Annotated in this window: 20 protein-coding genes; 7 read left to right on the forward strand and 13 right to left on the reverse strand. The window is 39.5% G+C overall.

All coding sequences use genetic code 11. The annotated features are described in order from the left end of the window. Window positions 1–71: 71 nt before the first annotated feature. The 10 genes from AC5NT5_RS00005 to rpmH form a co-directional block, all read right to left on the reverse strand. The gene (locus tag AC5NT5_RS00005; protein ID WP_149594801.1) at window positions 72–998 is read right to left on the reverse strand and encodes a ParB/RepB/Spo0J family partition protein; all 927 of its coding nucleotides are present in this window, start codon (window positions 996–998) and stop codon (window positions 72–74) included. A gap of 20 nt (window positions 999–1,018) precedes the next feature. Beyond that, window positions 1,019–1,804, reverse strand: coding sequence for a ParA family protein (locus AC5NT5_RS00010; protein ID WP_004335235.1), 786 nt, complete (start codon window positions 1,802–1,804; stop codon window positions 1,019–1,021). Between the two features lie 14 nt (window positions 1,805–1,818). Next, entirely contained in the window at window positions 1,819–2,439 is a 621-nt protein-coding gene (gene rsmG, locus AC5NT5_RS00015; RefSeq protein ID WP_188162265.1) for a 16S rRNA (guanine(527)-N(7))-methyltransferase RsmG, read from the reverse strand. A 15-nt stretch (window positions 2,440–2,454) separates the two neighbouring features. Beyond that, complete coding sequence (gene mnmG, locus AC5NT5_RS00020) at window positions 2,455–4,344, reverse strand: tRNA uridine-5-carboxymethylaminomethyl(34) synthesis enzyme MnmG (protein ID WP_494514199.1); 1,890 nt, start codon at window positions 4,342–4,344, stop codon at window positions 2,455–2,457. Window positions 4,345–4,772: 428 nt separating this feature from the next. Then, window positions 4,773–5,222 carry an FMN-binding protein MioC gene (mioC, locus tag AC5NT5_RS00025; protein WP_494514198.1) on the reverse strand — a complete coding sequence of 150 codons (450 nt, stop codon included), beginning with the start codon at window positions 5,220–5,222 and terminating at the stop codon, window positions 4,773–4,775. Between the two features lie 1,072 nt (window positions 5,223–6,294). Further along, on the reverse strand, window positions 6,295–7,659 hold the full coding sequence (gene mnmE, locus AC5NT5_RS00030) for a tRNA uridine-5-carboxymethylaminomethyl(34) synthesis GTPase MnmE (protein ID WP_494514197.1): 1,365 nt from the start codon (window positions 7,657–7,659) through the stop codon (window positions 6,295–6,297). Between the two features lie 395 nt (window positions 7,660–8,054). Further along, window positions 8,055–9,692, reverse strand: a complete 1,638-nt coding sequence (gene yidC / locus AC5NT5_RS00035; RefSeq protein ID WP_494514196.1) for a membrane protein insertase YidC — start codon at window positions 9,690–9,692, stop codon at window positions 8,055–8,057. Window positions 9,693–9,700: 8 nt separating this feature from the next. Further along, complete coding sequence (yidD, locus tag AC5NT5_RS00040; RefSeq protein WP_149594807.1) at window positions 9,701–9,976, reverse strand: membrane protein insertion efficiency factor YidD; 276 nt, start codon at window positions 9,974–9,976, stop codon at window positions 9,701–9,703. A 129-nt stretch (window positions 9,977–10,105) separates the two neighbouring features. Beyond that, a complete protein-coding gene (rnpA, locus tag AC5NT5_RS00045) occupies window positions 10,106–10,528 on the reverse strand; it encodes a ribonuclease P protein component (protein WP_494514195.1) in 423 nt (140 codons plus the stop codon). 7 nt (window positions 10,529–10,535) lie between these two features. Then, on the reverse strand, window positions 10,536–10,670 hold the full coding sequence (gene rpmH / locus AC5NT5_RS00050) for a 50S ribosomal protein L34 (protein WP_004335215.1): 135 nt from the start codon (window positions 10,668–10,670) through the stop codon (window positions 10,536–10,538). Between the two features lie 518 nt (window positions 10,671–11,188). Here rpmH and dnaA point away from each other — a divergent pair. The 7 genes from dnaA (at window position 11,189) to AC5NT5_RS00085 (ending at window position 20,875) form a co-directional block, all read left to right on the forward strand. Next, window positions 11,189–12,571 (forward strand): chromosomal replication initiator protein DnaA, encoded by a 1,383-nt coding sequence (dnaA, locus tag AC5NT5_RS00055; protein ID WP_494514194.1) that lies wholly within the window; start codon window positions 11,189–11,191, stop codon window positions 12,569–12,571. Window positions 12,572–12,584: 13 nt separating this feature from the next. Continuing rightward, window positions 12,585–13,688 carry a DNA polymerase III subunit beta gene (dnaN, locus tag AC5NT5_RS00060; RefSeq protein WP_004335206.1) on the forward strand — a complete coding sequence of 368 codons (1,104 nt, stop codon included), beginning with the start codon at window positions 12,585–12,587 and terminating at the stop codon, window positions 13,686–13,688. A gap of 15 nt (window positions 13,689–13,703) precedes the next feature. Beyond that, on the forward strand, window positions 13,704–14,798 hold the full coding sequence (gene recF / locus AC5NT5_RS00065; protein ID WP_494514193.1) for a DNA replication/repair protein RecF: 1,095 nt from the start codon (window positions 13,704–13,706) through the stop codon (window positions 14,796–14,798). Between the two features lie 12 nt (window positions 14,799–14,810). Then, window positions 14,811–17,237, forward strand: a complete 2,427-nt coding sequence (gene gyrB / locus AC5NT5_RS00070; RefSeq protein ID WP_494514192.1) for a DNA topoisomerase (ATP-hydrolyzing) subunit B — start codon at window positions 14,811–14,813, stop codon at window positions 17,235–17,237. A gap of 140 nt (window positions 17,238–17,377) precedes the next feature. Continuing rightward, window positions 17,378–18,280 (forward strand): glycine--tRNA ligase subunit alpha, encoded by a 903-nt coding sequence (gene glyQ, locus AC5NT5_RS00075; RefSeq protein ID WP_004335201.1) that lies wholly within the window; start codon window positions 17,378–17,380, stop codon window positions 18,278–18,280. A gap of 1 nt (window position 18,281) precedes the next feature. Further along, complete coding sequence (gene glyS / locus AC5NT5_RS00080; protein WP_494514191.1) at window positions 18,282–20,351, forward strand: glycine--tRNA ligase subunit beta; 2,070 nt, start codon at window positions 18,282–18,284, stop codon at window positions 20,349–20,351. Window positions 20,352–20,425: 74 nt separating this feature from the next. Then, window positions 20,426–20,875 carry an early set domain-containing protein gene (locus tag AC5NT5_RS00085; RefSeq protein ID WP_004335197.1) on the forward strand — a complete coding sequence of 150 codons (450 nt, stop codon included), beginning with the start codon at window positions 20,426–20,428 and terminating at the stop codon, window positions 20,873–20,875. Window positions 20,876–21,072: 197 nt separating this feature from the next. On the opposite strand, the gene tusA is transcribed toward AC5NT5_RS00085, so the two are convergent. The 3 genes from tusA to fadB form a co-directional block, all read right to left on the reverse strand. Beyond that, on the reverse strand, window positions 21,073–21,312 hold the full coding sequence (gene tusA / locus AC5NT5_RS00090) for a sulfurtransferase TusA (protein WP_004335190.1): 240 nt from the start codon (window positions 21,310–21,312) through the stop codon (window positions 21,073–21,075). Window positions 21,313–21,606: 294 nt separating this feature from the next. After that, window positions 21,607–22,776 carry an acetyl-CoA C-acyltransferase FadA gene (gene fadA, locus AC5NT5_RS00095; protein WP_004335189.1) on the reverse strand — a complete coding sequence of 390 codons (1,170 nt, stop codon included), beginning with the start codon at window positions 22,774–22,776 and terminating at the stop codon, window positions 21,607–21,609. 4 nt (window positions 22,777–22,780) lie between these two features. After that, window positions 22,781–24,940: a fatty acid oxidation complex subunit alpha FadB gene (gene fadB, locus AC5NT5_RS00100; protein ID WP_188162270.1), complete on the reverse strand. Its 2,160-nt coding sequence runs from the start codon at window positions 24,938–24,940 to the stop codon at window positions 22,781–22,783. Between the last annotated feature and the right edge of the window lie 150 nt (window positions 24,941–25,090).

Here is a 25,090-nt window from a genome sequence, read left to right on the forward strand (position 1 = left end):
GTTTTGCAACTTGAGTAGACGCTTTGTAACACGAAATAGCTACAAATGTCCCTTTTTAGACATGTAGAAAACTAATGGTGGGTATTGTCTTGATTAATGCGATTTAAAATGCCGTCAAGTTCGTCCAAATTAGTATAAGAAATAACAAGCTTACCTTTGCCTTTTTTGTTGTAATTTATTTCTACTTTGGCACCTAGGTTTTCAGCGAGTTGTTGCTCTAACTGTTTAACATCTGGATCTTTTTCAGCTATTTCTTTAGCTGGCACTGGTTCTAAAATTGAACGAACTAACTTTTCGGTTTCACGAACGGTTAGTGCTTTAGCGACAGCTAAACGAGCAGCATCTGATTGTGCTTCTCCCTCAAGGGCTAATAAACAACGAGCGTGCCCCATTTCAATGTCGCCATGTTCTAACAGAATTTTTACATCACTGTTTAAATTATTTAAACGAAGTAAGTTAGTTACTGTAGTACGTGATTTACCAACTGCATCTGCTACTTGTTGATGTGTTAGTTCAAACTCATTAAGTAAGCGATTTAACGCAACCGCTTCTTCCATGGCATTTAAGTCTTCACGCTGAATATTTTCTATTAGCGCAATAGCAACTGCAGCTTCATCTGGTACGTCTTTTATAATACAAGGTACTGTTTCAAGCTTAGCTATTTGCGCTGCACGCCAACGACGCTCACCAGCGATAATTTCAAAACTATTTTGTGCAATAGGGCGCACGACTATAGGTTGAATAATACCTTGTGAGCGAATAGAACTAGCAAGCTCTTCTAGTGCCTCTTCGGACATGTCTTTACGAGGTTGATATTTACCAGAGTGTAAAAACTCGATTGGGAGTTTTTGTAATTCACTGTTAGTTGGCTCAGCCGCATTTTTTACAGCTTCAGTCACGTTTGATGTGTCTTGTTCCTTGCTTACGCTTGGTGCAGGCTTTGACGAACTTAAAAGTGCATCGAGTCCTCGGCCTAAACCTCGTTTTTTAGCAGACATGTTATTTTTTTACCTCAAAGTTAGGCGACAACGGACGCTGTTTTTTCTTTTCTACGTAACATTTCACCAGCGAGTGCTAAATATGCTTTAGCGCCACTTGATGCCCGGTCATAATACATAGCAGGTGTACCAAAACTAGGTGCCTCTGCTAAACGAACATTACGCGGGATCACCGTACGGTATACTTTGTCGCCAAAATGTTGTTTTAATTGTTCTGATACGTCATTCGCTAAACGGTTACGCGGATCATACATAGTACGAAGTATGCCTTCAATTTGTAAGCTAGGGTTTACTAACTTAGCAAGCTGCGTAATCGTATCCATTAATGCGGTTAACCCTTCAAGTGCATAATACTCACACTGCATTGGCACTAAAATAGAATCAGCTGCGGCCATTGCGTTAACAGTTAACATATTTAAAGAGGGTGGACAGTCGATAAAAATAAATTCGTACTGATCCTGAATTTTTTCAAGTGCGTTACGTAAACGCACTTCACGGGCAAATAATTCCATAAGTTTAACTTCTGCAGCGGTTACATCACCGTTTGCAGCAATCATATGGTATTCGCCAGACGTTTCTTTGATAATAACGTCTTCTATAGGTTTATCTTCAATTAGTAAGTCGTAAATAGTTGGTACGTCGCCGTACTTATCTACGCCACTTCCCATAGTCGCATTGCCTTGCGGATCGAGATCAATTAACAGCACTTTACGTTTCGTTGCAGCCATAGACGCAGCGAGGTTAACAGCGGTTGTAGTTTTACCCACTCCACCTTTTTGATTTGCTAATGCGATGACTTTTGCCACGGTGTCTCTGATCCCTAGTCTTTAGAAAGAATAATTAAATGTCGTTGTGCATCTAACTTAGGTACTTCTAATGCAATTTTTTGCTCAAACTTAACGCCAGTAGGTAATGACTCTAGCTCTTCACTAGGGAACACACCTTTAAGCGCTATAAATTTACCCGAATGATCAATTAAGTGCGAACACCAGTCAACCATATCTTGTAATGAAGCAAATGCACGACTGAGTACGCCATCTAATTTAACACTTGGCTGATATTCTTCAACTCTTGACTGAACAGGTGTTACGTTATCAAGGCCAAGCTCATGTTTAACATGCATTAAAAAGCGAACGCGTTTACCTAGACTATCTAATAACACAAATTGTGTGTTAGGTAATGCAATCGCTAATACAATGCCCGGAAGGCCAGGCCCAGTGCCAACATCAATATAATGATGACCGGGTAAGTGAGGTGCAACAACTAAACTATCCATAATATGCTTAATCATCATTTCTTCAGGTAAGCGTACCGAAGTTAAATTATAAGCTTTATTCCACTTATCTAATAACTCGACGTAACGAACTAGCTGTTGCTGTTGTTTTTCCGTTAGCGCAATATTAGTTTGCGCTAACAATGTAGTTAATTGTTGCTGTAACACTATGTACCCTTATCGTTACGCAGATTTGCGTAATAAGCCTTGCTTCTTCAGATACACTAATAATAGCGAAATCGCCGCTGGGGTGATACCAGAAATACGCGATGCTTGGCCAATAGTGTCTGGACGTGACTCAATAAGCTTAGCAACAACCTCATTTGATAAACCTGATACAGTTTTGTAATCAAACTCTTTTGGTAAAATTGTTTGCTCATGACGAAGCTGCTTATTGATCTCATCTTGTTGACGCGCAATATAGCCTGCGTACTTAGTATGGATCTCAACTTGTTCAAGTGCTGCTACGTTTGTAAATTCAGATCCTAAACCGTCAATAGCCATAAGATCGTTATAACGAACCTCTGGACGACGAAGTAATTCTTCTAAACTTGCTTCACGAGTTAATGGTGTTTTTAGTAATGCATTTACTTGATCAACAACGACGTGATCTTTATGAATCCACGTATCTTTAATGCGTTGTTTTTCTTTCTCAATTACTTCCATTTTTTCGTTAAATGCCTGCCAACGTTCGTCATTAACTAAACCCAGCTCACGGCCTTTTTCAGTTAAGCGAATATCTGCATTATCTTCACGAAGTAGTAAACGGTATTCGGCACGGCTAGTAAACATCCGGTACGGTTCTTTCGTACCTAGTGTTGCTAAGTCGTCAATTAATACGCCCACGTATGCTTCATCGCGACGTGGCGTCCAAGAATCTTTACCTTGCACTTTTAATGCAGCATTCATACCTGCAATTAAGCCTTGTGCACCCGCTTCTTCATAACCGGTAGTGCCGTTAATTTGACCCGCGAAAAATAAGCCTTCGATAAATTTTGTTTCTAAAGACTGCTTTAAATCGCGTGGATCAAAGTAGTCATATTCTATTGCATAGCCTGGTCGACAAATATGTGCATTTTCAAAACCAGAAATAGATTGCACAATCTCAAGTTGTACATCAAACGGTAAACTAGTAGAAATACCATTTGGATATAATTCGTATGATGTTAAGCCTTCAGGTTCAACAAATATTTGGTGCTTATCTTTATCTGCAAAACGTACAATTTTATCTTCAATTGATGGGCAGTAACGTGGACCAATACCTTCAATAACACCTGAGTACATAGGTGAGCGATGTAGGTTTTTACGAATAACATCATGTGTTTTTTCGTTGGTGTAAGTGATGTAACACGGTATTTGTTGTGGGTGATCTGATTGTTTACCCATAAATGAAAATACAGGTGTTGGCATATCACCAGGCTGTGCTTCCATTTTTGTAAAATCAACAGTACGTGCATCAATACGTGGCGGAGTACCTGTTTTTAAGCGATCCACTCTAAAAGGGTGTTCGCGTAAACGTTCAGCCAATGCAATTGATGGTGGATCACCAGCACGACCGCCTTTGTAATTTTCTAAACCAATGTGTATTTGGCCGCCTAAAAAGGTACCCACGGTTAAAACAACACTTGGAGCACTAAAACGTAAACCCATTTGAGTTACTACGCCAGTAACACGATCGTTTTCAACAATAAGATCATCACATGATTGTTGAAAAATCTTAAGGTTATCTTGATTTTGTAATGTTGTTTGAATAGCTGCTTTGTACAAAGCGCGATCTGCTTGTGCTCGAGTTGCACGAACAGCAGGTCCTTTTGAAGAGTTTAGTGTGCGAAATTGGATCCCGCCTTTGTCAATGGCCTGTGCCATTGCACCGCCAAGCGCATCAATTTCTTTTACCAAATGACCTTTGCCAATCCCACCAATCGCTGGGTTACAAGACATTTGACCAAGGGTATCCATATTGTGAGTCAGTAGCAGGGTATTCATCCCCATACGGGCAGCTGCTAATGCGGCTTCAGTGCCAGCATGTCCACCACCTACTACGATAACGTCAAAATTTTCGTGAAAAATCATTAATGGGATCCTACTTAAATCAAACCGGTAAACTTCAAAAGGGAGCGTATTCTACCTAGAAATTGGCAGAAGATAAATGATTAAACAAAGAGCAAGATCTAAGTATGTGATCTCTAATAATATAAAGGATCTTTTAAAGAGATCTTTTATTACTATTACTACTACTGATCAGCTTTTCTGTTGATAAGGTTTAGATCTTCATTTAAAACATGAAATTAGATCAGATCTAAAGGTGTTAATATGATCGGATCATCCAGCAAATAAGCTCTGATCAAAAAGGCACCTTATGCACAGGGCTGAATCAGTTGGATCTTATCCCATGGATAAGCATGCTTTAAAAAGCAGTTTATTCAATCTTTATCCACAAAATCTATTAAATTATTAGTAAATTGTGGGTAACTTTATATATAACTTTTTACTTGATCTATCTATTTTAAGCCTGTTTTGGTTATCCAAGAGTCTAACCATGCTAATGCTGTGTCTTCTGGTAGTGCTTCATCGAGAATATTAAGCTCTAAGCGTTCTGCTACTTTTATAGCGCCTTTTTGAGATAATAAGGCATCTATATTACGTCCAGCTTGGTTGTAAGTGTCATAACTGGTATCACCTAAAGCGATTACTGAGTATTTTAATTCTGATAAATCATTAGCTTGAGTCACATCTTCAACAAAGCTAATAAAGTTTTCAGGATAATCACCTGCACCATAAGTAGATGTGCAAATTAACCAAATGGTATTTTGCTGATCAATATCGCTAAATTCAGGTTGATCATATAGTTGTGTAGTAATACCAAGGTTATTAAGCGCGTCGCTTAGTTGCTCTGCAACATACTCGGCTGATCCCATTTGGCTGCCAACAATAAGATTTACTGAACTCATGAATATTAGTGATCACATTGGTTTTAATTGCTGCCTATGATAACTGAGTGTGAGTAACAGTAAAGTTAAGAGTGCTTTTTTGTATAACTATTTTTGTGCTAATTTTGTGCTAATTTTATTCTTATTTGAAAGCGGCTCCTTAAGTTGTTGATATTATAGGGGTTAACAAAATATCTTTAAATGTAATCTTCTGATCAAGTTGTTGATAACAGTGGGGAAAGCTCTGTTTAAACACACCTTTTAGGTTGTTTAATAATCGCTAAGTTATTGATATTACTATTTAGTGAAAGACTTAATTATAAATCTAGGCATAAAAAGCACAAGGTGATCATAATGTGGATATAAAGGTTGTTGATAACCTTAAATTTAGATCGAAAATAATTTTATTAAATGATCTAATTGGGCTGATCTAACGAAATTAATTAAAAATAAGCTTATAAACAGATAATTTTTAATAGAACATTAGGTTTTTCTCTGCGAGGTGGCTCAATTTACTATTTATTTGAGCTAAAAATTAGGTTTTGTGGATAAGTGATCTCAATATATTTAATTTAATGCGTATTTATAGCTGCTTTTTTATGTATTTTGCTAGTGGATTGGTAGATCAAAAGTTTGACGCACTCAAATCTCGAGTCATTTTTATTAAAAAGCCGCAGTGATCGTCTGTCCATATGTTGTATAAAGTTGGTTTTTTAGAGTGTTTATCGTCACGTTTTAGCTCTTAAATTGAGCAAATAACATCAGTTTTTATGAGCTAGGTAATTATAAAAAAGCTATTTATAACTAACTTTTGTGTGGAGGATAACGATTTTAAAACGTATTTTTGTTTGAAATATGTATCGGTTTTGACCTTAAAATGGGTGTTACTTGCGCTATTAATACCTTACTTAAAGGCTCTTTTCACTGTCTAATCTACATAATCTGGCTGGTAATAATTATCGCTTTGGGTATGATTTAATTGGCAGAACTGGCTGGGATTGACGGTACAAATACATATTTTATAGTGAATATTTTACATAAAAAAAGAGCACCTAAGTGCTCTTATAATAAAAATATATCTGTAATAAGGTGCTTATTTACCAATACAAAATGAGCTAAATATCTTGCCAAGTAAGTCGTCTGAGGTAAATTCACCGGTTATTTCGTTTAAATACTGCTGTGTTAAACGCAGTTCTTCAGCCAATATTTCACCAGCAATGTGCATTTCTAATTGTGTTTTACCTGTTTCTAAATGATACGCAGCACTCTCTAGCGCATCCAAATGACGACGGCGCGCCATAAAGCCACCCTCTGTTGCGCCTTGAAAGCCTATACAGGCTTTTAAATGCTCGCGAACAAGCTCAATACCGTCAGCATTTTTAGCACTTAAGCTGATGACCGGGTATTGTTGCTCTTGCTCCATTCCGACTATATCACCCGATAAATCAGCTTTATTTCTGATGACCGTAACCCCCATACCTTCTGGTAATTTGGCCATAAATTCAGGCCAAATTTTATGCGGGTCAGTATCTATAGTGTCAGTGCCATCAAGCATAAATAAAACGCGATCGGCTTGGTTTATTTCATCCCACGCCCGTTCAATACCTATTTGTTCTACTCTATCTGGGCTCTCTCGTAGGCCTGCGGTATCTATAATATGCAATGGCATACCATCTATATGTATATGCTCTCGTAGTACGTCGCGAGTGGTACCGGCTATTTCTGTTACGATTGCAGCTTCACGACCAGCTAGGGCGTTTAGTAGGCTTGATTTACCGGCATTTGGGCGCCCAGCAATAACAACACGCATACCTTCGCGCATGATGCTACCTTGTTTTGCTTGGTTGGTTACGGTATTAAGCTGGGTAATAATGGCGTCTAAGTCGCCTGATACTTTACCGTCTGATAAAAAATCAATTTCTTCATCAGGAAAATCTATTGCCGCTTCTACATACATACGTAAGTGAATTACTTTTTCTACAAGCGTTTCTATGTGTTTAGAAAATTCACCTTGGAGAGACTGTAGGGCGCTTTTGGCAGCTTGTTCGCTTGTAGCATTAATTAAGTCGGCGATGGCCTCTGCTTGTGTTAAATCAAGCTTGTCATTCATAAATGCGCGCTCAGAAAACTCACCAGGCTTTGCTAAACGAACGCCCTCTATTTTACTAATTTCTTTAAGTAGCATATCAAGTACTACAGGACCGCCGTGGCCTTGTAATTCAAGTACGTCTTCACCAGTAAATGAGTTAGGACCTTCAAAGTAAATGGCAATACCTTGGTCAAGTTGCTCGCCAGCTAGGCTTTTAAATGGCACGTAATCGGCGTAGCGAACTTTAGGAATTTTACCTACTACTTTTTCGGCGACACTTTTAGCAAGGCTGCCTGAAACGCGAATAATACCAACACCACCACGTCCGGGGGCAGTTGCTTGTGCTGCAATTGTATCTTGATTGATCATGCTATTAATTTGCCAACGATGAGTAACTTTATGGCGGTATTGTAACCTATGAAATAAACACTCGCGAATACTCTGGTGAAAAACAGGCAATAAAAAAGGCGACCGAAGTCGCCTTTATATAAGTAATATACCCAAGCCATCTCAAGATGCGAGTTTCAGTTGGAGTTAAAAGCTATTTAGGCAAGGCATTGATTGAGAATAATAGTGGTTCTATTGTTAAAATCAATAACGCAGTATAAATCGCTTTTAAACCAACCCTTTGGGCGTTTCACAGGTACTTAATTTCATCGTTGTTACTTTTTAAAAGGGACTGCCATTCTTGCAAAGTAACGCCTTGATCTTAAGCCCCTGTGAAACGCTGAATTTTGCATCTTGATGTGGCTTGGGTATAGGCGCTAGCCTCTTACTTTAATTCCTTTCTTTTCCATGCCACGGTAGATGATTAACATCTGGACAATAGAAATAAGGTTAGACACTAACCAGTAAAGAACTAAACCAGATGGGAACCATAAGAAAAATACAGAGAAGATAACCGGCATAAAGGTCATCATTTTTTGCTGCATTGGATCAGTTACCGTCATAGGCTGTAGTTTTTGCGTCACAAACATACTCGCACCAAACAAGATTGGTAATACGTAGTACGGGTCTTGTGCAGAAAGGTCAGTTAACCAAAAAATAAATTCAGCATGGCGAAGTTCAGTAGACTCTAAGAATACGTAGAACAAGGCTAAGAAAATTGGCATTTGTAGCAAAATAGGGAAACAGCCACCCATTGGGTTAACTTTTTCTTTTTTGTACATTTCCATAGTTGCTTGGCCGAACTTTTGACGGTCATCACCAAACTTTTCTTTAAGAGCTGCCATTTTAGGCTGTAGGGCACGCATTTTTGCCATTGAAGTGTATTGCGCTTTAGTAAGTGGGTACATTAACGATTTAACGATAATAGTGATGGCAATAATTGCTACACCCCAGTTACCTAAAATGCTATGTAGCCATTTTAGCAATACAAATAAAGGTTGCGAAATAAACCATAACCAACCGTAATCTACAGTTAAGTCTAAGTCTGGGTGAATTGCTTCAAGAATATCTGACTCTTTCGGACCCATATAATAAGTAGCAGTTAGTATTTGCTCACTACCAGCTTGAATATTTACAGCGGGATCTTTAGCACCAATAATAGCGGCATTACTTTTTGTAATTAAGCTATAAATTGTATTTGTTTGATCCTGCATTGGAACCCAAGCACTTACAAAGTAATGTTGTATAAATGCAACATAACCACCTTGCGTGTTTTTGTTTAGGTTTTTATCAGCCATATCCGAAAAACTATACTTTTCGTATGGTTCTTCGTCAGTACCGTATGCAGCACCTAAATAGTTTTGATCAACCATGCTACCTTTTTCTTGTACGGTACGCTTAATTTGCGTGTATAGCTGTACTTGAAGAGGTGCGCTGGTAGTGTTGTTAACTTTGTATTCTAAGCCTACGTCATACTGACCTTTTTTGAATACATACGTTTTAGTAAAACTAACACCATTACTATCAGTAAACTGAAGTGGAACGCGAAGCTCATCACTCGTTAAGGTATATGATTTTTGTTCGGTACTATAAGTAGGGCGACCATTAGCTGATGCATCAGGGCCATTTAAGCCAATTAAGCCACTTTGTGAAAAGTATTGTTTGCCACTATCAAGCTGACCAAGAAGCATATAAGGAGTGTCACTTCCTTTAGTTTCTTCGTATTGAAGAAGGTCTGTTTCAACAATGTCACCGCCTTTGGTGTCAATTTTAACTTTAAAAACGTCAGTTGTGATTTCAATAACTGAACGTTTAGCTAAAGTTGTTGAAGCGGGTAAACCTGAATCTGACGATGAAGGAATATAATCATCCGACTCTGGTGAATTTGCTTGTAGTGTTTGTGTTGTGGCACTTGGATCGGCTTTAGGCTTGTTGTAATCATTATCCCATTCTTGGAACAATAAAAACGACACTAGCATTAGGCCAATTAATAAAAACGTGCGTTGCGATTCCATAACAGCTCTTATTTCTCGTGTTGGTGGTTAATATGGGTTAATTTTTCAGGTACGGGGTCGTCTCCACCTGAATGTAAAGGATGGCATTTTAATATGCGTTTTAAAGCTAACCAACTACCTTTTATAAATCCATGCAAATTAATTGCTTGAATTGCATAATGTGAGCAGCTTGGATTAAAACGACAATGCGGACCTAACAGCGGGCTAATCCACTTTTGATAACCGCGAATAAATAACACTAAACAAACCTTAGGAAAAGCAACAAGTGGTTTAATTAACCTCATGATGTTTATGCCCCTACTTAAGTTTAGTGAGATAGATATCATGTATTTAAAGACTCAATTAGAAATTTTAAATGCATGATTAAAAGGTGAGCTAAAGATACATTAATTAACCCTGCAATTCTATTGCAATTAGGTTTGTTTATTAGATTTAGCTGATTTGTTTGGGCGTTTCTTAAAAGGTGGCGGTTTAGGTGCACCTGGTTTACAGCGTTCGTTAATTTTTCGCCATAATTTAGTAAGTTGTTTGGTTATTTCTTCATTAGACTGTTCATCAATACCACTTTTCACCATAAGCACAATATCAATATTATCGATGCTGTGTTGATTTAAACGAAAACTTTCGCGAGCGAGACGTTTAATACGGTTTCGTTGGCATGCCTTTTTTACGCGTTTTTTAGCAACAGTAAGACCTAACCGAGGTTTTTCTTGGTCATTTGGTTTAGCTAATAGAGTAAAGAAAGGAGTTGCAGCCCGAGCGGGTTCATTAAATATACGAGAGTAATGCGAGGGAGTTAACAGACGTAACTCCCTGCCAAAGCTAAAGTCTTCCACTTATAAATTAAGCAGAAAGAACTTTGCGGCCTTTAGCGCGGCGACGTGCTAATACTTTACGGCCATTTACAGTTGCCATGCGAGCACGGAAGCCGTGTGCACGTTTGCGTTTTAAAACGCTAGGTTGAAAAGTTCTTTTCATAACAATCTCATCCGATCGGTTAAAGTTAAAACATCCTATACAGGTCGCGATCCTGGCATAGGTGCCATTGCGAGCGCGAGATATTATAGAGTAAGTAACGTAAAGTCAATCATAATTACGTTCGCAGTATATAGCCTACTTATGGTCCATAAAGAGATCATGTAGAGCGATCTGATAGGATCATCATAAATAAGAAGTTTTCCACAGCCCCTGTATAAAAAGTGAATAAAAGCGGGGGAAAAGAAAATTGGATCGTAAATTTGGTTCGCGATCTTGGTGTTATTTTGTTATGATCTCCTCTTCGGATCTAAAATAAAAACTGTTTTAAATCAGGTTGTTAATGATTTTATACATCGATATCAACAATTTTATAAAAATCAATCTTTTACTTGTGGATAAAGTGCCTTCATAATACGCGGTCTTGGGTCGCTTATTGGACCATTTGAACGCAATAAATGTATGATTTATAATCATTAATGATGTGCGGGAATAAAAATTATATCTCTGGGAGTTTAACTGTGTATCTGTCGGTTTGGCAAAGTTGTTTATATGTATTGCAAGATGAGCTGCCTTCGCAGCAATTCAGTATGTGGGTAAGACCACTACAAGCAGAAAGTACCGAAGATACCTTGACGATTTATGCACCTAATCGCTTTGTGCTTGATTGGGTAAGAGAAAAGTACCTAAATAGAATTAACGAATTATTAGTAGAAATTTGTGGTGTTGAAGCACCAAAGCTACGTTTTGATGTAGGTAGTAAGCCTTTATTAAATGCACAAGCTGCACCGGTTATAGAAACACAATCAGCACCACAAGCTTCTACAAAACAACAGCCTCGTGAGCAAAAGCCTGTTGTTGAACCTGCACCTAAGTCAGGCTACAAATCTAACATTAAAGAAAATTATACCTTTGACAGCTTTGTTGAGGGTAAATCAAACCAATTAGCAAAAGCAGCGGCCACTCAAGTTGCCGATAATCCTGGCTCTGCTTTTAACCCTGTATTTATTTACGGTGGTACTGGTTTAGGTAAAACTCACTTATTACATGCAGTAGGTAACGGCATTATGGCAAAAAAGCCAGATGCTAAAATTGTTTACATGCATTCAGAACGCTTTGTTCAAGATATGGTAAAGGCACTGCAAAATAATGCGATAGAAGAATTTAAGCGTTATTACCGCAGTGTTGACGCATTAATGATTGATGATATTCAATTTTTTGCTAATAAAGAGCGTTCACAAGAAGAGTTTTTTCATACCTTTAATGCATTGCTTGAAGGCAACCAACAAATTATTTTAACCTCTGATCGTTATCCAAAAGAGATTGAAGGGGTCGAAGACCGTCTTAAATCACGTTTTGGTTGGGGATTAACAATCGCGATTGAGCCACCAGAGCTTGAAACTCGCGTTGCTATTTTGATGAAAAAAGCACAGCAAAGTAAGATTAACTTGCCACATGAAGTTGCCTTTTTTATCGCCAAAAAATTACGTTCAAATGTACGTGAACTAGAAGGCGCACTTAACCGTGTAATTGCTAATGCTAATTTTACAGGTCGTCCAATTTCGATTGATTTTGTAAAAGAAGCACTACGCGATTTACTTGCCTTGCAAGATAAGCTGGTTACGATAGATAATATTCAGCGCACCGTTGCTGAGTACTACCGAATTCGAGTGTCAGATCTATTGTCTAAGCGCCGCAGCCGCTCTATAGCAAGGCCACGCCAAGTTGCCATGGCATTATCTAAAGAATTAACTAATCACAGCTTACCTGAGATTGGTGACGCATTTGGTGGACGCGATCATACGACCGTATTACACGCATGTCGTAAGATAAAATCACTACGTGACGAAAGCCACGAAATTAAAGAAGATTACCAAAACTTAATAAGAACATTGTCATCTTAGGGCTGACTTTATTATGCAAATAACAATATCAAGACAACAATTTTTAAAGCCATTGGTGCAAGTGTCGGGTGCAATAGAGCGCAAACATACGCTACCAATCTTATCTAACGTTTTGTTAGTGGTAGAAAACGGACAACTTTCAATGACGGGTACTGACCTTGAAATTGAATTAGTTTCTGGCGTATTTGTAGGTGATGATATTGCCGATACAAAACTAACGTTACCCGCTAAAAAGTTACTCGATATTTGTAAAAGTCTACCAGATGGTTCAGACATTACTTTAAGCTTGCAAGAGCACCAATTACTTTTAACCAGTGGTAAAAGCCGTTTTTCATTAACGACTTTATCTGCTGATGATTTTCCTAATTTAGAACAGTGGGATGGCGAGGTTGAATTTCAACTAACTCGTTTAGAGCTTCGTAAATTACTCGAAAGCACACATTTTTCGATGGCGAATCAAGACGTACGTTACTACTTAAACGGTATGTCGTTTGAAGTAGATAATACAGATATAAAAACAGTGGCAACAGATGGTCACCGTTTAGCTATTGCGCAAAAGCAATTAACGCAATCGCTTAACACTCAACGTCAATTAATTATACCTCGCAAGGGTGTGCAAGAGATTATGCGCCTTATGGTAGCTGACGATGAATTGGTTACAATTCAGTTTGGTGCTAACCATATTCGTATTATTGATATTGAGTTTACTTTTACAAGTAAGCTAGTTGATGGACGTTTTCCTGATTACCGTCGTGTATTACCACGTGGTGGCGACAAAGTAATTACAGCTAACCGAGAATGGTTACGTAATGCCTTTCAACGAGTGTCTATTTTATCGAATGAAAAGTTTCGTGGTGTACGCTTAAACCTATCAAACGGTTTATTAAAAATTACTGCTAATAACCCAGAGCAAGAACAAGCTGAAGAGGTTGTTGAAGTAAGTTACGAAGGCGCGGACCTAGAAATAGGATTCAACGTGTCTTACGTATTAGATGTACTAAACACATTAAAAACAGAAGACGTACTATTTACATTAGCCGACTCAAACAGCAGTGCATTAATTGAAGGTGCAGGCGATGAAGAAGCAATGTACGTTGTTATGCCTATGCGTTTATAAGACTATAAATACATAATGAGCTTAAGTCATTTGAGCCTCAAATATTTTCGTAATATTGAGGCGCTGACGCTAGAACCAGTCAACGGCGTTAATATAATTTATGGTGAAAATGGCAGTGGAAAAACCAGCCTTTTAGAGGCTATATATTACCTTTCTCATGGCAAATCTTTTCGTACTCCAAAACACAAAAGTATTATTGCGCACCAGCAAGAGCAGTTTGTAATTCACGGGCGTAAAACAATACACAATTTATCTATTCCGATTGGTATTAGTAAAACGCAAACGGGTGAGACTAATTTAAAAATTCAAGGTAAGGCGAGCCGTAAGATATCAGAACTCGCTCAACTTATGCCTGTACAAATTATTACACCAGAGAGTTATTCTTTGTTTTTTGGTGGACCTAAGGAGCGCAGAAAGTTTTTAGATTTAGGTTTGTTCCACGTGGAACATGAGTTCTTTTTTTTGTGGCAATCATTTAATAAAGTACTTAAACAACGTAATGCATTATTAAAAACTAAGCCCAAGAATTATTTTGACCAAATTAAGTTTTGGGACAAAGAATTTGTTAGACTGGCTGAAGAAATAAATAAATTAAGATTGGCGTATATAAGTAGGTTTAAGCAGCAATTTTTTGATAAAATGTGTGCAGAATTAACGCTTGTACGTGATTTAGAAATGACCTTTAGCACAGGCTGGAAAGAGACTGAATCTCTTGCAGATGCGTTAGAGCAAAACTTTGAGCGAGATGCTCGCCAAGGGTTTACAAGTAAAGGCCCTCATAAGGCCGATTTTAGTTTTAGTGTCGCTGGCAACAGCGTGGAGAATACATTCTCACGCGGTCAATTGAAGCTACTATTGTATGCGTTGAAAGTTACGCAAAATAGCTTAATTGAGTCAGAGACAGATAAGCAATCTATATTGCTAATAGATGATCTACCTTCAGAATTAGGCGAAGATACAAAAGAGAAAGTGGGACAATTACTTGCTCACTGCAGTTCTCAAATTTTTATCTCTTCAATTTTATCTGAAAGTATTTCTGCTGTGGTGGAACCCATGCAACGAGAACTACAAATGTTCCACGTGAAACATGGCAACCTAATAACAAGATAAGTGGGATTAACCATGTCTGAGAATTATGACTCGTCGAGTATTAAAGTACTTAAAGGATTAGACGCAGTAAGAAAGCGTCCTGGAATGTATATTGGGGACACCGATGATGGCACAGGCTTACACCACATGGTGTTTGAGGTCGTTGATAACTCGATCGATGAAGCCTTAGCAGGTCATTGTGATGATATTTATGTAACGATTCACTTAGACGGTTCTGTCTCAGTTCGAGATAACGGTCGTGGTATCCCAACTTCTATCCATGAAGAAGAAGGCGTATCTGCAGCCGAAGTTATTATGACGGTACTTCATGCCGGTGGTAAGTTTGATGATAACTCTTATAAAGTATCAGGTGGCCTACACGGTGTTGGTGTTTCTGTTGTAAATGCACTTTCAGAAAAACTAAAACTGACCGTTCGTCGTGAAGGCAAGCTTCATGAGCAGTTTTATACTATGGGTGTTCCAGATGCACCTTTGGCTATAATTGGTGACTCAGAAACAACTGGTACAGAATTACGTTTTTGGCCAAGCGCTGAAACATTCACAAATTTAGATTTTCATTACGACATTTTAGCTAAGCGTTTACGCGAGCTTTCATTCCTAAACTCAGGTGTGAGCATCATATTAAATGATGAGCGTGAAGAAAATAAATCTGACCACTTTAAATATGAAGGCGGTATTCAAGCTTTCGTTGAATATTTAAATCGTAATAAAACACCTATACATAAAGGTGTGTTCCATTTTACTCACGAACGTGAAGAAGATGGTATTAGCGTTGAAGTATCAATGCAGTGGAATGATGCATACCAAGAAAACATTTACTGTTTCACAAATAATATTCCACAACGTGATGGTGGTACTCACTTAGCCGGTTTTAGATCAGCGCTAACACGTACACTTAATAACTACATGGAAAAAGAAGGCTTTAACAAAAAAGCTAAAACAACCAGCAATGCTACCGGTGATGATGCCCGTGAAGGCTTAACGGCTGTTGTTAGTGTTAAAGTTCCTGATCCTAAGTTCTCATCACAAACTAAAGACAAGCTAGTATCAAGTGAAGTTAAATCTGCGGTTGAACAAGCAATGGCTGAAAAGTTCACTGAGTTTTTATTAGAAAACCCAACTGATGCCAAAATTGTTGTAGGTAAGATTATTGATGCCTCACGTGCACGTGAAGCGGCGCGTAAAGCCCGTGAAATGACACGACGTAAAGGTGCAATGGACTTAGCAGGCTTACCAGGTAAGCTAGCTGATTGCCAAGAAAAAGACCCAGCCCAATCTGAACTATATATAGTGGAAGGGGACTCTGCTGGCGGATCAGCCAAGCAGGGACGTAATCGTAAAAACCAAGCTATTCTTCCGCTTAAAGGTAAAATATTAAACGTAGAAAAAGCACGTTTTGATAAAATGTTATCTTCACAAGAAGTAGCAACACTAATTACTGCATTAGGGTGTGGTATTGGTCGTGACGAATATAACCCTGAGAAATTACGTTATCACCGTATCATCATCATGACCGATGCGGACGTGGATGGTTCTCACATTCGTACGTTACTACTAACATTCTTCTATCGTCAAATGCCTGAAATTGTAGAACGCGGTTATATTTATATTGCTCAACCACCACTTTATAAAGTGAAAAAGGGTAAGCAAGAGCGTTATATTAAAGATGATCCTGCATTAGTAGAATACTTAACGTCGCTTGCGCTTAATAATGCTGCTTTATATCCAAGTGCAGATGCTCCTGCGCTAGAAGGTGAAGCGCTAGAGAAAGTCGTTCACGATTACCAAAATACAGTTAAAGTTATTGAGCGTTTAAAGCGTAAATATCCTAACACGGTAATGGAGCGCTTAATCTACCAAACAGAGTTGAAAACTGATGACCTTTCTGACGAAGCTAAAGTAATTGCTTGGACAAAAGAGTTAGTTGATGACCTAATTGCACGTGATGAAGATGCAACTATTTTCCATGCGGGTACAGAGTTTGACGCTGAGCGTAATATGTATTACCCGGTTGTGAATATTCGTCAGCACGGTGTTGATAAAGCACATGTACTTCATTATGACTTTATTGCATCACGTGACTACCAACGCATTGCTGTGACTGGTACTAACATTGCAAACATCCTAAAAGAAGGTGCTTATATTCAACGTGGTGAGAAAACAAAACCTGTTGATAACTTTGTGGATGCTTTGGAATGGTTGATCACAGAATCTAAGCGCGGGATCTACATTCAACGCTATAAAGGACTGGGTGAAATGAACCCAAGCCAGCTTTGGGAAACAACAATGGATCCTAGTGCTCGTCGTATGTTACAAGTAACAATTGAAGATGCTGTTGGCGCGGATCAATTATTTGCCACTCTAATGGGTGATCAAGTGGAGCCTCGTAGAGAGTTTATCGAAACTAACGCTCTACGCGTAGTTAATCTAGACGTGTAAAAATATTACTTACACCGAAAAAGGAGCCTAATGGCTCCTTTTTTATTTTTTCAATTACACAAACTGCTTAAAACCTGAGTGTACACACGGTATACTAAGGGTAATTTTCACGCTACTTCTTAGATAGTAAAAAGCCAAATATGCAAAAATATGACGTAAAAACCTTTCAAGGTTTGATCCTGGCTTTACAGGATTATTGGGCGCAGCAAGGCTGTGTCATTATTCAACCACTTGATATGGAAGTGGGCGCCGGGACATTTCACCCACAAACATTTTTAAAGTCTATTGGTCCAGAGCCAATGTCGAGCGCGTACGTTCAGCCGTGTCGTCGTCCTACGGATGGCCGCTATGGTGAAAACCCAAATCGCCTACAACATTACTACCAATTCCAAGTAGTTTTAAAACCATCGCCAGATAACATCCAAGAGCTTTACTTAGGCTCATTAGCGGCAATGGGTATTGATACCCTTACTCACGAAGTTCGCTTTGTAGAAGATAACTGGGAATCACCTACACTAGGCGCATGGGGATTGGGATGGGAAATTTGGTTAAACGGCATGGAAGTAACGCAGTTTACCTACTTTCAACAAGTGGGTGGCTTAGAGTGCTCACCAGTAACAGGCGAAATTACTTACGGCCTAGAGCGTTTAGCAATGTACATTCAAGGCGTAGATAGCATTTACGACCTAGTATGGGCAGACGGTCCACTAGGGCGCGTAACATACGGCGACGTGTTCCATCAAAATGAAGTAGAGCAATCTACTTATAATTTTGAACATGCAAACGTAGAAGACTTATTTGCACAGTTTGATAAGTGTGAAGCAGAAAGCCAAAAGTTAATTGAAGCTAACTTACCACTACCTGCATACGAGCAAGTAATGAAAGCATCGCACGCATTTAACTTACTAGACGCACGCCACGCAATTTCGGTAACCGAACGTCAGCGTTATATTTTACGCGTTCGTGCGTTATCAAAAGCGTGTGCACAAAGTTACTATGACAAACGTGAAGCGCTTGGTTTCCCGCTGTGTAAGGATAAGTAAAATGTCAGCACAAAATTTATTAGTAGAAATTGGCACTGAAGAGTTACCACCAAAAGCATTGCGTAAATTAGCAGAAGCCTTTGCTGCAAACTTAACTCAAGAGCTAGAAACATTAGAATTAGCACACCAAGGCGTAAGCTGGTATGCATCGCCTCGTCGTTTGGGTTTACAAGTAAAAGCGCTTGAAGCTAAGCAACAAGACAAAGAAGTTGAAAAGCGTGGCCCAGCAACAAAGGCAGCGTTTGACAGCGAAGGTAACCCAACAAAAGCAGCAATGGGTTGGGCACGTGGTTGTGGTATTGAAGTAAAAGACGCACAAACACTTGAAACCGATAAAGGCGCTTGGTTATTGCACATTGCTAAAGTAGCAGGGCAAGAAACTAAAACCCTAATGACAGATGCTATCACTAAAGCGTTAAGTAAATTACCAATCCCTAAACCAATGCGTTGGGGCGCGAATAAAACACAATTTATTCGTCCTGTGCATACAGTCACTATTTTATTTGGTGATGAGCTACTTGAAGGCGAAATTCTTGGTAAGCAAATAACTAACCAGCTTCAGGGTCATCGTTTTCATCACCCAGAAAAAATTAGCATTAACCATGCAGATGACGTTTTTGACGTACTTAAATCTGCTTACGTTATTGCTGATTACGAGCAACGTAAAGCGCAAATTCGAGCACAAATAGAAGAGGCTGCAAGCGCAGTTAACGCTGTTGTTGCAATGGATGAAGATTTACTAGAAGAAGTAACATCACTTGTAGAGTGGCCAGTTACTTTAACGGCAACATTTGAAGAAGCATTTTTAGATGTACCAGCCGAAGCGTTAATTTACACCATGAAAGACGATCAAAAATATTTCCCGTTATTAGATCAAAACGGCAAACTTTTAAATAAGTTTTTGTTTGTATCTAACATCGAAAGTAGAGATCCAAGTGTGGTTATTTCTGGTAACGAAAAAGTAGTGCGCCCGCGTTTAGCCGATGCACAGTTCTTCTTTGAAACAGATAAAAAGAAAACCCTAGAAAGCCGATTAGAGTCGCTTGATAGTGTATTGTTCCAAAAGCAACTTGGTACGCTTAAAGATAAGTCTCAGCGTATTAGTGAACTTGCAGGTTATATTGCTGAGCAATTAGGTGCTGATAAAGACCTAGCACAGCGTGCAGGCTTATTAAGTAAAACTGACCTAATGACTGAAATGGTTATGGAATTTACCGACGTGCAAGGTGTAATGGGAATGCATTACGCTCGCCACGATGGTGAAGCCGAAGATGTAGCCGTAGCTCAAAACGAGCAGTACATGCCACGCTTTGCAGGGGATAACTTACCAACAAACTTAATTAGCTGCGCAGTAGCGATTGCTGATAAGTTTGACACGCTGGTGGGTATTTTTGGTATAGGCCAAGCACCTAAAGGTGACAAAGACCCATTTGCTCTTCGTCGTGCTGCTATTGGTGCACTGCGCATCATGGTAGAAAAAGAACTACCACTTGATATTTTAGACCTAGTAGCTAAATCGCAAACATTGTTTGGCGACAAGTTAACTAACTTAAATGTATCAACTGACGTATTTGAGTTTATGCTAGGGCGCTTCCGTGCTTGGTATCAAGACGAAGGTATTGAAGTAGACGTAATTCAAGCAGTGCTTGCACGTCGTCCGACTAAACCTGTTGATTTTGACCGCCGTGTTAAAGCCGTAAGCCACTTCCGTACATTAGACGCAGCAGAAGCGCTTGCAGCAGCTAATAAGCGTGTAGGTAACATTCTGGCTAAAAACGACATTACCAGCCAAGGTAGTGTTGATGAGAGCTTATTAAGCGACGACGCCGAAAAAGTATTGGCATCACAAGTAGCAAAATTTGCCACTGACCTTGCACCACTTTACGCAGATGGAAACTACCAAGAAGCATTGAGCCAATTGGCGGGTATTCGTGAAAGTGTTGATAACTTTTTTGACAACGTAATGGTTATGGCCGACGATGAAGCTGTTAAGCAAAATCGTCTTGCGCTATTAAGCCAGCTAAGCGGATTGTTTTTAGGTATTGCAGATATTTCTGTTTTACAAAAATAACACCGATTAGCAATTTTAAAAGCCAGCGTTTTGCTGGCTTTTTAGTTTTCACTGTATGCAAAGGATACCCATTGATGATTTCTATGAAACGAATTTTAACTTTAGCAATTGCTGGTTTACTTACTGCCTGTACAAGCCAAATTTCGATTAACGATGTATTGCCACAGCAAGAGCTTGACCGCACAATTTACTTACGTGGCGACTTTACATTGTGGGATGCAGAACCCCAGTATCAGTTTGCGCCAGTTGGCCCTGCGCTTTATCAAGCGCAAGTTAAATTTTCGACCCCAGGTAAAGTGTACGAATTTAAAATAGCCGATGCCGATTTTAGTGAAGGTTACAACTGTGGTTACAGCGACGCACAACCAGCAGGACAAAAGCTAACACTGGGCCAGCCAGCTATCGCAGACTGTAATACTATTTATAACTACTTTAGTTTCACACCAGCAATAAAAGGCACGTACATAGTAAGTATTGATTACAGTGACTACGATAAGCCACAAGTGACGATAACGAAGAAGTGATTTTTAGCTATTTAATAGCCCTAGTGGGTTGATGGATTTGTGACAAGGACGTTGTAGGATTTATTCAGCATTAACACCAAGGGGGTTTCGTAGTTTGGGTAGAGTGAAGCGAAACCCAACATGTGTGGCGAACAAAACTATTTTGGTGGTTATTAAATACGTTGGGTTTCGTAAAACTCAACCCGACCTACAAGAGTTTAAAGCCCTTTCTTCACCACATACCTATACGGTGCTTCTTCTGCATCTTTAGCCACCAGCGTGTGATCCATAAACGTACAAAAGCTCGGAATGTCGCGAGTGGTTGATGGGTCATCAGCAGTTATTAATAACGTTTCACCATCATTCATTTTACGAATAGCAGCACGTACCATCATTACTGGCTCTGGGCAGCGAAGGCCTATGGCATCTAATTGGTGATCGGGATTATCAAAGCTCATAATAAATTGGCCTGTTTAATTAAAGTGATTGCTGTGTATGCGAGTGCTTGGGTATAGCAATTAATAAGTTTGGCAGTTTAGCGCAATTTTGAGTGTAATTTAACTATTTTACTTAATGCTTTTAGCAGTTTCAAAATGCTTTATTTAATAATACGCCCGATCACACAATTACGCTGTTACATACTTGCTTCATAAAGGATTGTCTTCACTTAATTGAAGCTAATAAAAAAGGCGAACTGAATAAAATCAGTTCGCCTTTTTAATCACCAAGATGGTTTTACATGTTTAAACTAATTAGTCTTGAACACGTTCAAATACAGTTGCAATGCCTTGGCCTAAACCAATACACATAGTTGCTAAACCGTATCGTACATTTTTGTCTTCCATTAAGTGAATAAGCGATGTGCTAATACGCGAACCCGAACAACCCAGTGGGTGACCAAGTGCGATTGCGCCGCCATTTAAATTCACTTTTTCGTCAACAACATCCATTAAACCTAAATCTTTCATTACAGGTAATGATTGTGCTGCAAAGGCTTCGTTAAGTTCTACTACGCCTAGGTCATCAATTGTAATACCGGCTTGTGCCAGTGCTTTTTTACTTGCTGGTACTGGGCCGTAACCCATAATTGATGGATCGCAACCAGCGACTGCCATTGCTTTAATGCGCGCACGAATTGGTAAGCCAAGTTCTTTTGCTTTTTCTTCGCTCATTACTAACATTGCAGATGCGCCGTCAGAAAGTGCAGAAGACGTACCGGCTGTTACCGTACCTGATGCAGGATTAAATACAGGGCGAAGCTTTGATAGACCTTCTACTGTTGTTTCTGGGCGAATTACTTCGTCGTCTTCAACTAAGATAAGCGAACCATCTGCTGCGTGGCCTTCCATTGCTAAAATTTCGCGACGGAAACGGCCTTCAACAGTTGCAGCTTGTGCTCGTTGATGTGAACGGTAAGCAAATTCATCTTGTTGCTCACGGCTAATGCCATGAAGCGTAGCAAGGTATTCTGCTGTTAAGCCCATAGAGCCAGACGCTTGTGCAATTGATGTTGCTAAGCCTGGGTGAAAGTCGTTGCCGTGAGTCATAGGTACGTGACCCATGTGCTCAACACCACCAATTAGGTAAGTGTCGCCAGCGCCTGTCATTATTGCGCGTGCTGCGTCATGCAATGCTTGCATAGAAGAGCCACATAAACGGTTAACCGTAACAGCAGGAACGCTGTGCGGAATACCGGCAAGCAATGATGCGTTACGCGCTACGTTAAAGCCTTGCTCTAATGTTTGCTGTACACAACCCCAATAAATATCGTCAATTGATGCTGGATCAACTGCTGGGTTGCGATCTAGTAAGCCTTTCATTAAATGTGCGCTTAAGTCTTCTGCACGTTTATGTTTGAATACACCACTTTTAGAGCGACCCATTGGTGTGCGGATACAATCTACAATTACTGGATTATTCATGATATTAACCTTCCACCTTATAGAAAACACGACCTTCTTCGGCCCACTTGCGAGTTTGTTCAGATACTTGGTAAATCGCACCTAGGTGAGCGTATTTGTCTGCTGCTGCAACAAAGTTAGCTAAACCAGTTTGATCTAAGTAACGGAACGCGCCGCCTCTAAATGGAGGGAAACCAACACCGTAAACTAATGCCATATCTGCTTCTTGCGGCGAGGCAATAATGCCTTCTTGCAAACACAGTAGCACTTCGTTAATCATTGGAATCATACAACGGTCGATGATTTCTTGTTTATCAAATTCTTTTGGTGCGTCTGTGATTGGGCTTAGTAGCTCAATTGCTGTCTCGTCATGAGACTTTTTAAGACGACCGCGACGATCTGTTTCGTATTTGTAAAAACCGGCTTTGTTCTTTTGTCCAAAACGTTTTTCGTTGGCAAAAATAGTCACAGGGTCTTTATCAGCACGAGCCATACGCTCAGGGAAACCGTCAGCCATTACGCCAGTACAATGGAACGCTGTATCAATACCTACAACATCAAGTAGGTAAGCCGGACCCATAGGCCAGCCAAATACGTTTTCCATTACTTTATCTACTTTTGCAAAGTTAGCGCCTTCAACCACTAATTTGCTAAAACCTGCAAAGTAAGGGAATAAAACACGGTTTACAAAAAAGCCTGGGCAATCGTTAACAACAATTGGTGATTTACCTAATTTAAGCGCGTAATCAACTACTGCATTAATAGTTTTATCTGAGGTTTTTGCGCCACGGATAATTTCTACTAATGGCATTTTTGGCACAGGGTTGAAAAAGTGCATACCACAGAAGTTTTCTGGCTTATCTAGCGCTTGTGCTAGTAAATCAATACAAATAGTCGATGTGTTTGAAGTAAGTACAGTGCCTTCTGGCATGTTCTTTTCAAGATCGGCGAGTACTGCTTGCTTAACTTTAGGGTTTTCTACTACCGCTTCAACAATAATGTTGGCACTTTGTAGGTCTGACTCGTTAAGTGTTGGTTTAATTTTGCTAAGTGTCGCCAACATTTTTTCCATTGGCATGTGGCCACGCTTAACTTTTGCACCTAACAATTTAGATGCTTCACCCATACCTAAATCAAGCGCATCTTGTTGGATGTCTTTCATTATAATAGGCGTGCCTTTATAAGCAGACTGGTATGCAATACCGCCGCCCATAATACCTGCACCTAATACAGCTGCTTGTTTAATTTCTACATCGCTATGCTTAGCAAATTTACGTGCTTTACCTTTAATGTATTGATCAGCTAGGAATATACCAGTTTGTGCTGCTGCTTCTGGTGTACGTGCTAATTTAGCAAAGTTGGCATTTTCGATTGCCATTGCTTCATCGCGAGTACAGTTTGCCGCTGCTTTAATAGTACGTACAGCCATAACCGGTGCAGGATAGTGGCCTTTGGTTTTACCCATGACCATACCTTCTGCCATAGCAAAGCTCATGCCTTGCTCAACACGGTTTAATTTAAGTGGCTGTAGTTTTACGTTGCGTTTTGCTTGCCAATCTAGCTTGCCAGCAATCGCCAGTTCAAGTGTTGATACACTTGACTCTAGAAGTTTGTCAGCACTAACTACCGCGTCAAACGCACCTACTTTAAGGGCATCTGCTGCGCGGTTTTCTGCGCCTGAGGTAATCCACATCATCGCGTTATCGGCGCCAATGATACGTGGTAAGCGCACTGTGCCACCAAACCCTGGCATTATGCCAAGTTTAACTTCTGGTAGGCCCATTTTAGCTGTTTCGCTTGCCACACGATAATCGGTAGCAAGTGCCCACTCACAACCACCGCCAAGTGCCATACCGTTTATAGCGCTTAGAGTTGGGAATGGTAAATCTTCGATTGCATCAAAAACGTCGGTTGCGTTTTTGATCCACACTACTAATTCTTCTTCAGGTTTAGTAAATGTAGGTAAAAATTCGAAGATATCGGCACCAATAATAAAGTGGTCTTTATCACTGGTAAAAATCATGCCTTTGATATCAGTATTGGCGGCTAATTCTTTTAATGCTGCTGCGCAATCTGAAAGAGTTTTTTGAGATAGTGTGTTTACAGAACCTGCAACACAAAACTTAAACTCGGCGATGTTTTCCTTTAGGAAGCTAACTTCAAAGGAATCGCTTTTATATAACATTATTATTCTCCCTAGTTGACGAACTAAGACTGGTACGATGAGTTTGCATTTCAATCAGTGTGCTTGCTTTAAATTAAAAATGCAACGAAAAATTTAACTCGGTTACAATCGACTGGTTAAAATATAGCTGGTTTGGTGCTAAGGTGGTTG

Source organism: Pseudoalteromonas sp. J2K-J599, from assembly GCF_059295115.2.

Bases quoted from the DNA above. Each gene is read 5' to 3' on its own strand.
- yidD (WP_149594807.1), bottom strand. From the start codon at position 9,976: ATGAGGTTAATTAAACCACTTGTTGCTTTTCCTAAGGTTTGTTTAGTG.
- yidC (WP_494514196.1), bottom strand. From the start codon at position 9,692: ATGGAATCGCAACGCACGTTTTTATTAATTGGCCTAATGCTAGTGTCG.
- glyQ (WP_004335201.1), top strand. From the start codon at position 17,378: ATGCAAAAATATGACGTAAAAACCTTTCAAGGTTTGATCCTGGCTTTA.
- fadB (WP_188162270.1), bottom strand. From the start codon at position 24,940: ATGTTATATAAAAGCGATTCCTTTGAAGTTAGCTTCCTAAAGGAAAAC.
- AC5NT5_RS00005 (WP_149594801.1), bottom strand. From the start codon at position 998: ATGTCTGCTAAAAAACGAGGTTTAGGCCGAGGACTCGATGCACTTTTA.
- fadA (WP_004335189.1), bottom strand. From the start codon at position 22,776: ATGAATAATCCAGTAATTGTAGATTGTATCCGCACACCAATGGGTCGC.
- glyS (WP_494514191.1), top strand. From the start codon at position 18,282: ATGTCAGCACAAAATTTATTAGTAGAAATTGGCACTGAAGAGTTACCA.
- dnaN (WP_004335206.1), top strand. From the start codon at position 12,585: ATGCAAATAACAATATCAAGACAACAATTTTTAAAGCCATTGGTGCAA.
- rpmH (WP_004335215.1), bottom strand. From the start codon at position 10,670: ATGAAAAGAACTTTTCAACCTAGCGTTTTAAAACGCAAACGTGCACAC.
- mnmG (WP_494514199.1), bottom strand. From the start codon at position 4,344: ATGATTTTTCACGAAAATTTTGACGTTATCGTAGTAGGTGGTGGACAT.
- tusA (WP_004335190.1), bottom strand. From the start codon at position 21,312: ATGAGCTTTGATAATCCCGATCACCAATTAGATGCCATAGGCCTTCGC.
- recF (WP_494514193.1), top strand. From the start codon at position 13,704: ATGAGCTTAAGTCATTTGAGCCTCAAATATTTTCGTAATATTGAGGCG.
- gyrB (WP_494514192.1), top strand. From the start codon at position 14,811: ATGTCTGAGAATTATGACTCGTCGAGTATTAAAGTACTTAAAGGATTA.
- AC5NT5_RS00085 (WP_004335197.1), top strand. From the start codon at position 20,426: ATGATTTCTATGAAACGAATTTTAACTTTAGCAATTGCTGGTTTACTT.
- mioC (WP_494514198.1), bottom strand. From the start codon at position 5,222: ATGAGTTCAGTAAATCTTATTGTTGGCAGCCAAATGGGATCAGCCGAG.
- mnmE (WP_494514197.1), bottom strand. From the start codon at position 7,659: ATGATCAATCAAGATACAATTGCAGCACAAGCAACTGCCCCCGGACGT.